At 60.3% G+C, this 10,037-nt stretch carries 11 protein-coding genes and 1 pseudogene; 7 read left to right on the top strand and 5 right to left on the bottom strand.

All coding sequences use genetic code 11. From position 1 onward, the window contains the following. On the bottom strand, nucleotides 1-280 hold a 280-nt coding region (locus tag EOA85_RS17865), incomplete at its 3' end, for an MFS transporter (RefSeq protein ID WP_127210606.1). Between the two features lie 184 nt (nucleotides 281-464). Between EOA85_RS17865 and EOA85_RS17860 the strand changes: the two genes are divergently transcribed. Beyond that, on the top strand, nucleotides 465-1,373 hold the full coding sequence (locus EOA85_RS17860) for a LysR family transcriptional regulator (protein ID WP_065007788.1): 909 nt from the start codon (nucleotides 465-467) through the stop codon (nucleotides 1,371-1,373). A gap of 29 nt (nucleotides 1,374-1,402) precedes the next feature. Here the strand turns inward: EOA85_RS17860 and EOA85_RS17855 are convergent, their stop codons facing one another. Beyond that, entirely contained in the window at nucleotides 1,403-1,927 is a 525-nt protein-coding gene (locus tag EOA85_RS17855) for a hypothetical protein (RefSeq protein ID WP_065007815.1), read from the bottom strand. Nucleotides 1,928-2,380: 453 nt separating this feature from the next. On the opposite strand from EOA85_RS17855, the gene coxB reads away from it, so the two are divergent. From coxB to EOA85_RS17825, 6 genes are all read left to right on the top strand, one after another. Beyond that, entirely contained in the window at nucleotides 2,381-3,196 is an 816-nt protein-coding gene (coxB, locus tag EOA85_RS17850; protein ID WP_127210605.1) for a cytochrome c oxidase subunit II, read from the top strand. Between the two features lie 85 nt (nucleotides 3,197-3,281). Then, on the top strand, nucleotides 3,282-5,051 hold the full coding sequence (ctaD, locus tag EOA85_RS17845; RefSeq protein ID WP_095521425.1) for a cytochrome c oxidase subunit I: 1,770 nt from the start codon (nucleotides 3,282-3,284) through the stop codon (nucleotides 5,049-5,051). Beyond that, nucleotides 5,048-5,752 carry a cytochrome c oxidase subunit 3 gene (locus tag EOA85_RS17840; RefSeq protein WP_127210604.1) on the top strand — a complete coding sequence of 235 codons (705 nt, stop codon included), beginning with the start codon at nucleotides 5,048-5,050 and terminating at the stop codon, nucleotides 5,750-5,752. Before ctaD ends, EOA85_RS17840 begins: the two co-directional genes overlap by 4 nt. 13 nt (nucleotides 5,753-5,765) lie before the next feature. Further along, entirely contained in the window at nucleotides 5,766-6,488 is a 723-nt protein-coding gene (locus tag EOA85_RS17835; protein WP_127210603.1) for a heme-copper oxidase subunit III family protein, read from the top strand. A gap of 25 nt (nucleotides 6,489-6,513) precedes the next feature. Then, nucleotides 6,514-6,918 (top strand): cytochrome C oxidase subunit IV family protein, encoded by a 405-nt coding sequence (locus EOA85_RS17830; protein WP_065007783.1) that lies wholly within the window; start codon nucleotides 6,514-6,516, stop codon nucleotides 6,916-6,918. Between the two features lie 186 nt (nucleotides 6,919-7,104). After that, the gene (locus EOA85_RS17825) at nucleotides 7,105-7,578 is read left to right on the top strand and encodes an aminoacyl-tRNA deacylase (RefSeq protein WP_065007814.1); all 474 of its coding nucleotides are present in this window, start codon (nucleotides 7,105-7,107) and stop codon (nucleotides 7,576-7,578) included. A 55-nt stretch (nucleotides 7,579-7,633) separates the two neighbouring features. On the opposite strand, the gene EOA85_RS17820 is transcribed toward EOA85_RS17825, so the two are convergent. The 3 genes and pseudogenes from EOA85_RS17820 to EOA85_RS39050 all read right to left on the bottom strand — a co-directional run. Next, nucleotides 7,634-8,452 (bottom strand): DUF2189 domain-containing protein, encoded by an 819-nt coding sequence (locus tag EOA85_RS17820; RefSeq protein WP_065007813.1) that lies wholly within the window; start codon nucleotides 8,450-8,452, stop codon nucleotides 7,634-7,636. Between the two features lie 402 nt (nucleotides 8,453-8,854). Beyond that, nucleotides 8,855-9,802: a heme o synthase gene (locus EOA85_RS17815; protein ID WP_127210602.1), complete on the bottom strand. Its 948-nt coding sequence runs from the start codon at nucleotides 9,800-9,802 to the stop codon at nucleotides 8,855-8,857. Nucleotides 9,803-9,865: 63 nt separating this feature from the next. Continuing rightward, a pseudogene (locus EOA85_RS39050) lies at nucleotides 9,866-10,037 on the bottom strand (cytochrome c family protein); the annotation flags it as partial.

Raw genomic sequence — 10,037 nt, 5'->3', positions numbered from 1 at the left:
CGACACCACATAGGACCGACGCCGTCGTGAACAGGAACAGTCCGGCCAGCAACAGCCGCCGGCGACCGATGAGGTCACCGAGCCGTCCAACGCTGACGATCAGGGTGGTCACGGCGAGGAGATAAGCCAGCACGATCCACTGGACTTCCTGGAACGAGGCGTCGAACGCCTGCGCCAAGGTCGGCAAGGCAACATTGGCGATGCTGATGCCGAGTGAGGACAGCAACATTGACAGCGAAAGGCCGGCAAGCGCCCACCGAACCGAAGGTGCTCGTTCCATATTTCCGGCGACTGCCCGTCCTGCATCGATTGCCTTCAATATGAACTCCGTTTTCTGGCGGCTCCGGAAACGGAGCTGGCAGACACGTAGTCCTTTGCTTGACATGGCTGAAGACGCATCGTTTGCACTTAATCATTGCGTTTGACGCTATGTCAGATCGTGCCAACCATGCTACGATCCATCTATGCCGCATCCCGATCTCAATCTGCTCGTCACCCTCGATGTGCTGCTGACGGAAGGCAGTGTGGCACGCGCCGCCAAGAGGCTGCGGCTTAGCCCGTCGGCGATGAGCCGGGCGCTGGCGCGATTGCGTGAGACGATCGGCGATCCGCTGTTGGTCAGGGCCGGACGCAGCCTTGTTCCCACACCCCGGGCCCTCGAGCTCCGCGAGCGCGTCGGTCAGCTTGTGGAGGACGCCGAAGCCGTTCTGCGTCCTGTTGAGATGCTCGACCTGAAACGGCTTGTGCGAACCTTCACACTCAGAAACCAGGACGGCTTTGTTGAGAATTTCGGACCTGATCTCATTGCGCGCGTCGGCGAACAAGCACCGGGCGTGCGGCTGCGTTTCGTACTGAAGCCGGACAAGGACAGCACGCCCCTGCGCGACGGCAGCGCAGACCTGGAAACCGGCGTCGTCGGAAAGGTGACGGGGCCAGAGGTGCGCGCGCAAGCGCTGTTCCGTGATCGTTTCGTCGGCGTCGTGCGGATGGGGCATCCCTTACGCGAGTTGACGATCACCCCTGCCCGTTATGCGGCCGGCCGGCACATCCTCCTCTCCCGTCGCGGGCTCGACAGGGGACCGATCGACCACGCGCTTGAGCCGCTAGGATTGAAACGAGAGATCGTGACGGTCGTCGGCGGTTTTTCGGAAGCTCTGGCTCTGGCGCGCGCCTCGGACCTGATCGCCAGCGTTCCCGAACGATATACGGGGAACCTGCGCGACGGAATGTACTGTTTCCCTCTCCCGGTTCCCCTGCCAGAAATCACGGTTTCACTTTTGTGGCACCCGCGGCTCGATGCCGATCCGGCGCACCGCTGGCTGCGCGGGTGCGTTCGAGACGTTTGCGCCGGAATAACTCACTGGGTTTCTTAGTGGGTTGAGGCGAGCGCTGCTGATCCCGATCACGGCAACTCGGTGTTGCAGGTGCCGGCGATCTGGCCGACCGCCTCGCTGAACCCGGCTAGGTCGAAATCGGCCTCGCCTCGCCCCGACAGCAGCCCGAACCGCCAGGACAGTTGGAGCCGGTCTGCGGAAACCAATCGCCTGATCCCGTCGGCACCATCCCGAACCAGCCTCCTCCCCCGCGCGCCGACCGACCAGCTTTCGTTGACCTTGCTGGCCTTGTCGACGGTCACCGACACGGTGATGGTCCGGCTGGCGGAGACGGCATCGTTCAACTGCAGCCATTCGCTCCAGCGCGGTTCGCCATTCGCCCGACAGGCAATGGTCAGGATCGGGCTGTAGCTTAAGGTGCCGCCGCCCGTGATGAGCTTGTTGGTAGCATGGAGCGAGGCAGTGACCAGGCCATCGCTGCCGGTGTCGAACCGCCAATTGTCAAGGACGCTGTCGGCCTGGGCGATACCGCAGACCGAGGCGAAGAGGACCGCCGTGGCGACCGCGCCTCCGATGCCGACGAATAATTTCAACGATCCCTCCAACGAACCTGCACTTTGCAACTCGGCGCAGATAATGATCAAAACATCGTATCGCCAGCCGCCAACCGCTGCTTGGGCGCGAATCTGTCGCTTATCGCATCGGTCCGAGAATCGGGATCGATGCTCGGACGCACGATTCGTAGACAGTGAAAATTCGTTCAGAGTTTCTGCGTCCAAGTGGACGCACGTCGCTTTAAGGCGACTATGAAAAAGGATGCATTGGGGGCGGTCTTTCATAATTCGGCGCAATGCCGTGTTGTTCGGCGCCTTGGCAGCTTTTTCTTCGCTGCAGCCTTCTTCTTCTTGGGTTCTTCCGCATCATCGCCATTGCGTTTTCGGCTGACCGGAAGACCGCACTAGAATTTCGACGGGAAATCGAGCTATGATGCATTTGGCATTTCCCGGGGCGGCTTCGCGCCCTGGAATGCCGGGAGGAAACGGGATATGGCCATCGCGCTTGTACTCGTTTTGGTAGTTGTGGGCTCAGTGTTGTTTCACTTCCTGAGCCCATGGTGGTGGACGCCGATTGCCTCTAACTGGGACTATATCGACAACACCATCATCATCACCTTCTGGATCACCGGCGTCGTCTTCGCCGCCGTCGTCCTATTCATGGCCTATTGCGTCTTCCGCTTCCGTCATCGGGAAGGGAACCAGGCGGCATACGAACCCGAGAACAAGCGGCTCGAATGGTGGCTGACGATCGTCACCGCAATCGGGGTCACGGCCATGCTGGTTCCCGGCCTGTTCGTCTGGAACCAGTTCGTCAGCGTCCCAAGCGACGCAACAGTGGTCGAAGTCGTCGGCCAGCAATGGCAATGGAGTTTCCGCTTGCCCGGCAAGGACGGCAAGCTCGGCACATCCGACACCCGCAACGTCAGCCCTGAAAATCCCTTAGGCGTGAACGCCAGTGATGCCAACGGCCAGGACGATGTCGTCGTCGAAGCCGCCGATCTGCATCTGCCGGTCGGCAAGCCGGTCAAGATGCTGCTCCGCTCGATCGACGTGCTGCATGATTTCTACGTCCCTGAATTTCGCGCCAAGATGGATATGATCCCGGGCTCGGTCACCTATTTCTGGTTCACCCCGACCAGAACCGGAACTTTTCAGGTCCTGTGTGCCGAACTTTGTGGCCAGGGGCACCCGTTGATGAATGGCGTGGTCATGGTCGATACGGCGGAAGACTATCTGGCCTGGCTCGGCGAACAGCAGACTTTCGCGCAATTGTCGGCCCCCCAGCAGGTGGGCTCGGCAGAGTAGACGCCGGGAAGACGGCGACGTGGGTTGAAATTGCGGTAGGGCTCGAAACTGTCGAGCCTGGTCGAAAAGGGCACGGAGTGTTCTTATGGTCGATATCACACCTGCAGATGCGGTACCGCCGGCCGAAGTCGCGGAGATGGAACTTTACCATCCGCACAGCTGGTGGACGAAATACGTCTTTTCGCAGGATGCCAAGGTCATCGCCATCCAGTATTCGGCGACGGCCACGGCAATCGGCCTGGTGGCGCTGGTGCTGTCCTGGTTGATGCGGCTGCAGCTCGGCTTCCCCGGCACGTTCGACTTCATCAGCCCCGAAGCCTACTACCAGTTCATCACCATGCACGGCATGATCATGGTGATCTATCTGCTCACGGCACTGTTCCTGGGCGGCTTCGGCAACTACCTGATCCCGCTGATGGTCGGCGCGCGCGACATGGTCTTTCCCTATGTCAACATGCTGAGCTACTGGATCTACCTGCTCGCCGTGCTGGTTTTGGCGTCGAGCTTCTTTGCGCCCGGCGGACCGACCGGCGCCGGCTGGACGCTCTACCCGCCGCAGGCGATCATGACCGGCACGCCAGGCGGCCAGGACTGGGGCATCATCCTGATGCTCGTCTCGCTGATCCTGTTCATCATCGGCTTCACCATGGGCGGCTTGAACTACGTCGTGACGGTGCTGCAGGCCCGCACACGCGGCATGACGCTGATGCGCCTGCCGCTGACCGTCTGGGGTATCTTCACCGCCACTGTCATGGCGCTGCTCGCCTTCCCGGCGCTTTTTGTCGCCTGCGTGATGATGCTATTCGACCGTGCGCTCGGCACCAGCTTCTTCATGCCGGCCATCGTCGAGATGGGCGAGCAATTGCAGCACGGCGGCGGCAGTCCGATCCTTTTCCAGCATCTGTTCTGGTTCTTCGGCCATCCCGAGGTCTACATCGTGGCGCTGCCGGCCTTCGGCATCGTGTCCGATCTGATCAGCACCCATGCGCGCAAGAACATTTTCGGCTACCGGATGATGGTCTGGGCCATCGTCGGCATCGGTGCGCTGAGCTTCGTGGTCTGGGCGCACCACATGTATGTCAGCGGCATGCATCCCTATTTCGGCTTCTTCTTTGCCACCACGACTTTGATCATTGCCGTCCCGACCGCGATCAAGGTTTACAACTGGGTGCTGACGCTGTGGCGCGGCGACATCCACCTCACCGTGCCGATGCTTTTTGCCCTGGCCTTCATCGTCACCTTCGTCAATGGCGGGCTGACCGGACTGTTTCTCGGCAACGTCGTCGTCGACGTTCCGCTGTCGGACACGATGTTCGTCGTTGCCCATTTCCACATGGTCATGGGCGTCGCTCCGATTCTGGTGATCTTCGGGGCGATCTATCACTGGTACCCGAAGGTCACCGGCCGGATGCTGAACGAGGCGATGGGCCAGTTCCATTTCTGGGTCACCTTCCTCGGTGCCTATCTGATTTTCTTTCCCATGCACTACATCGGCCTGATGGGCGTGCCGCGTCGCTACCACGAACTGACCGCCACGACGGTGATGACCGAATCGGCCCACGATCTGAACGCGTTCATCAGCATCATGGCGTTCCTCGTCGGCTTTGCCCAAATCGTGTTCCTGTTCAATCTGATCTGGAGCATTCGCCACGGCCGCGAGGCCGGCGGCAATCCGTGGCGCGCCACGACGCTCGAATGGCAAACGCCGGAAACACCGCCCGCCCATGGCAATTTCGGCAAGGAACTGCCGATCGTCTATCGCTGGGCCTATGACTACAGCGTGCCGGGCGCCAAGGAGGATTTTATCCCGCAAAACATGCCGGGCGCCTTCGGATCGTCCAGGGAGCCGGCATGAGCGTCATTCTGGTCTTCCTCCTCGTGATCGTCGGCTTTGCCGGATGGTGGCTTTCCCACCAGCGGCTGATGGCCAAGCCATGGCTCGAGCAAGGTGTCATCGGTGATATTATCGGCCAGGAAGGATCGGCGTTGCCGACCGCCAAGATCGGCCTCGGCGTCTTCCTCGCCGTCGTCGGCTGCCTGTTTGCACTCTTCACCAGCGCTTATTTCATGCGCATGGCGCTGTCGGACTGGCAGGCGCTGCCGTTGCCGCGCGTGCTCTGGTTCAACACCGGCGTGCTGGTCCTGAGCAGCATTGCGCTGCAATGCGCCTCGGTCGCTGCGCGCCGGGGCCAGATCGACACGGTCAGGCTCGGCCTCGTCACGGCCGGGCTCACCGCGCTTGCCTTCCTGATCGGACAGCTTGTGGCATGGCGGGAACTGACCGCCGACGGCTACTTGCTGACCGCCAATCCGGCCAATAGTTTTTTCTACCTGATAACCGGGATGCATGGCCTGCACATCCTGGGAGGGCTGGTGGGTCTGAGCCGAACAACTGCCGGCGCCTGGAACGGAGCACGGCCGGAGCGGCTTCGCCTCAGCGTCGAATTGTGCGCCATGTACTGGCATTTCCTGCTTTTCGTCTGGCTCGCCATTTTCGCGCTTCTGGCCGGCTGGGCCGCGACTTTCATCGAGATTTGCCGACAGTTGCTGACCTAGGAGGGCCGGACGGATGGCAGACACGACACTGACGCATACTGGCCAAGCACAGCCGCGGCCGGCGGGCTTGCAAGGAGTCGCCGCCGACTGGTCCTCGGATCAGCGCGCGTTCAAGAACGTGTCCTGGGGCAAGGCCATGATGTGGATCTTCCTGCTCAGCGACACCTTCGTCTTCGGCTGCTTCCTGCTCTCATACATGACCGCGCGCATGTCTACCCGAGTGCCGTGGCCCAATCCGAGCGAGGTCTTTGCCCTTCACTTTGGCGGCTCGAATATTCCATTGATCCTTATCGCCATCATGACCTTCGTGCTGATCTCGAGCAGCGGAACGATGGCCATGGCGGTGAATTTCGGCTATCGCCACGACCGCCGCAAGACTGCGATCCTCATGCTTTTGACCGCAGCGCTGGGCGCGACCTTCGTCGGCATGCAGGCCTTCGAATGGACCAAGCTGATCACCGAAGGGGTACGGCCCTGGGGCAATCCGTGGGGTGCGGCGCAGTTCGGATCATCCTTCTTCATGATCACCGGCTTTCACGGCACCCATGTGACGTTCGGGGTGATCTTCCTGATCATCGTGGCGCGAAAGGTCTGGCGCGGAGATTACGACACGGGACGGCCTGGTTTCTTCACCAGCCGCAGGGGCCGCTACGAGCACGTCGAGATCATGGGGCTCTACTGGCATTTCGTCGACCTGGTCTGGGTATTCATTTTCGCATTCTTCTATCTTTGGTGAGAAGCAGCATCTTTGAGAGGCAGATATGGCTGAGGTAACCGCAAACGGCCTGGCGCAACACACGCTTCACGGAGCTCAAGCGCATGATCCGGCGGCAATCGGCACCGCCCCCGCGGAAGTTCATCAGGAGCACCCGATCAAGCTCTATCTGGTGGTCTGGGCATGGCTGTTCATCCTCAGCGCCTGCTCCTATCTGGTCGATTATGTCGGCCTCCAGGGTTATCTCAGATGGTCGCTGATCCTGATCTTCATGATGCTCAAGGCCGGGCTGATCGTCGCGGTCTTCATGCACATGGCCTGGGAACGGCTGGCGCTGACATATGCGATCATATTGCCGCCGATATTGGTGCTGGTATTCGTGGCGATGATGGTCTTCGAATCGGATTACACGCTTCTCACCCGGACGGTGTTTTTTGGGGCCGAGCCCTGACGCGCATCCGGGTACAGGGCTTCGGCAGCATGTCCATCAAGAGCCGGAGATGCCATTTGCGGCCCGCTCTGCGTTGCCTTGAAACAATCGACAGCTGGCCCATTTTTGTTGGTAGGGAAACGACAGAAGCAAAATGATTGTCCTCGTTTCCACATGCGTCGCGAACTCCAGCGAGGGAGGCTCAAGATGACGATCGCAAACAGACTGAAGGACTTTATCGACGAGAAAGGAATTTCCTACGACACCGTCGAGCACCACCGCACCTCGACAAGCAGGCAGTCCGCAATAGCGGCGCATGTGCCCGGCAGCATAATGGCCAAATCGGTGGTCGTTCACCACGACGGTGGCTATGCGCTGGCCGTGGTGCCCAGCACGCATAGGATCGAGCTCGGCACGTTGCAGGACGTCATGGACCAGCGCATCGGACTCGCCTCCGAAGATGAGGTGGTTTCGCTCTTCGAGGATTGCGACACCGGCGCCATCCCGCCGATCGGCGCGGCCTACGATGTGCCGGTGATCCTCGATGAAAGCCTAGGCAATGCCGCTGACATCTATTTCGAGGGCGGTGACCACAGGACGCTCGTGCATGTCAGCGGCAAGGATTTCCGCAATCTGACCAGCGATGCACAACAAGCCCGCTTTAGCTACCCGGCTTACTGAAGGCTCAGCCCTTGCCGTACCGGCGCGCTCGCCGGTGCGGCAAGGCAGGATTTTTTCAGCTCGCCGGTTTGGTGGAAGCGGGCGATTCCACAACTTTGCGATAGACGTGCCAGGTGGCGTGACCGAGGATCGGCAGCACGACCGCCAACCCGGCAAACACCGGCAGCGAGCCTATGATCAGGGCGACGGCGACGATCAGGCCCCACACTGCCATCACGATCGGGTTCGCCAGGACCACGCGCACCGAGGTGTGGATGGCTTCATAGGCGCCGACGTCGCGGTCGAGCAACAACGGGAACGCGACGACCGTGGTGCACAATACGACCGCGGCGAAGACGAAGCCGATGGCGTGGCCCAGGATAATCAGCGTCCAGCCGCGTCCGGTGGCGAATATTTCACTGATGAAGCTGGAGAGCGATTCCGGCGGGGCCGGGCCGAACACCTGCTGGTAAAATATCTGCGCTGTCAAAAGCCAGGCGATAAAGATCGCAAGCAGCATGATCCCGACCGCCGCGATGGCCGGCAGCGCCGGAGAATTCCTGACCTCGAAAGCGTGGCCCCAGGAGGCGTCGAGTCCGGCTTCCCGCCTGCGGCTGATCTCATACAGCCCGATCGCCGCGAATGGACCGATCAGCGCAAAACCTGACACCAGCGGAAACAACAGCGGCAACGCATTGTTGCCCGACGTCCAGACAGCGAGCACGACGCCGACAAGCGGATAGATCAGGCAGAGGAAAACGATATGCGACGGTTTAACCATAAAATCGTCGACCCCTCGCTTGAGCGCGTCGAAAAGGTCGGAAACGCCGATCTTTCGAATTCTGGTGTGCTCCAGCGTCTCGCTGGCGCCTGCAATCACGTGAAAACTTGCCATGACCATTCCTCCAGACCAGGTCCGGTAAGGTCGCGATTCCACGGTGCTGCCGTTCAGCGTAACTGGCCACGCAAAACCGCGACCTGCACCATGGTCAACATACGCTCTTGCATGGGATTTGTCGCCGCCCTTTGTTTGAGGGACGGCTCCGGTGATCCGGCTAGCTCTAACGGCCTTTCTTCGATATTCTCCAAGCCGGGTTGAAGGGTGAAGGTCATGGATGGAAAGACCGTTCTCATGCTCGGCCTTGGCGTAGTTATTCTGCTGTTGCTGGGGTTCTGCGCAGTGCCAACGTGAGGTTTGAGCAGGTTCGGGGGCGGACCTCGTTCAGCAATCGCCGATTGGCCGTCTCAACCCGGCAAGCAATCCAAGAATCAGGATTCGATGCAACCACGAGTCAGGTCAATTTCCGGCTGACATGACGATACGCATTGCAATGGTATCGGCAAGCAGCACGGCAAAGATCGCGAAAAGATAGAAAATCGAATAGGCAAACAGCGCCTTTGCGCGTTTCATCTCCCACCCTTCAACCCACCTTTTGTCGATCAGAAGCTTCCAGGCATGCCAGATGAACCCCGCGCCCAATGCGGCCGAAGCGAGCCCGTACAATCCGCTCGCGAATCCAAAAGCCCAAGGGAGCACGCCGATTGGTGCCAGGATCAGTGAATAGACGAAGATTTGTTTTCTGGTCGAAGCCTGGCCGGCCACGTTCGGCATCATGGGAATGCCGGCGGCAGCATAGTCGCCGATCTTGAACAGCGCTAGCGCCCAGAAATGCGGCGGCGTCCAGAGGAAAATGATCAGAAACAGGATGAGACTTTCAGCCCCGACGGCGCCGGTGGCCGCCGCCCATCCGATCACCGGAGGAAGGGCACCCGCGGCGCCGCCTATGACAATATTCTGCGGCGTCGAGCGTTTCAGCCACATCGTGTAGATGACGACGTAGAAGAAGATGGTGAAGGCCAGCAGCGATGCGGCAAACCACCCCACCAGCACGCCGAGCGTCATGACCGAAAGCACGGAAAGCACCAGGCCAAAGCCGAGAGCTTCGCCTGGCATGACCCGGCCTGACGGGACCGGCCGCTTTGATGTGCGCGACATCAGCGCATCAATATCGGCATCGTACCACATGTTGAGTGCCCCGGCCGCTCCCGCTCCAACCGCAATTGCACCAATTGCAATCACGGCGATGACCGGATTCATCGCCCCAGGCGCCACCATCAGCCCCACGAAAGCGGTAAAAACAGCAAGCGCCATGACGCGTGGTTTCAGAAGCGCGAAGAAATCGCTGACTGTCGCTTCCGAGATGCGGATACCGGTATTCTTGAGGCCGCTTTCCCGAGCCGACATTTCAGGTGACCACCGATTGGGGCAGGCAATCTGGCCGGCCCATCGGCCGGCTGAAGAACCGGGTCATTTGGAGAATTGCTTCAGGTAGGCGATGACGTTGGCAAGGTCCTCGTCCTTCTTGAGGCCGGCAAACGCCATCTTCGTACCTTTGATCTTGGCCTTGGGATCGCGAAGATAGTCTGTCAGCGTGGCTTCGTCCCATTTGACGCCGGATGCACCCGCCTCGGTCATGGGT

Origin of the sequence: Mesorhizobium sp. M5C.F.Ca.IN.020.29.1.1 (assembly GCF_003997375.1) — a bacterium.
GTDB lineage: Bacteria > Pseudomonadota > Alphaproteobacteria > Rhizobiales > Rhizobiaceae > Mesorhizobium > Mesorhizobium wenxiniae.
This window is presented reverse-complemented; position numbering and strand designations above follow the sequence as displayed.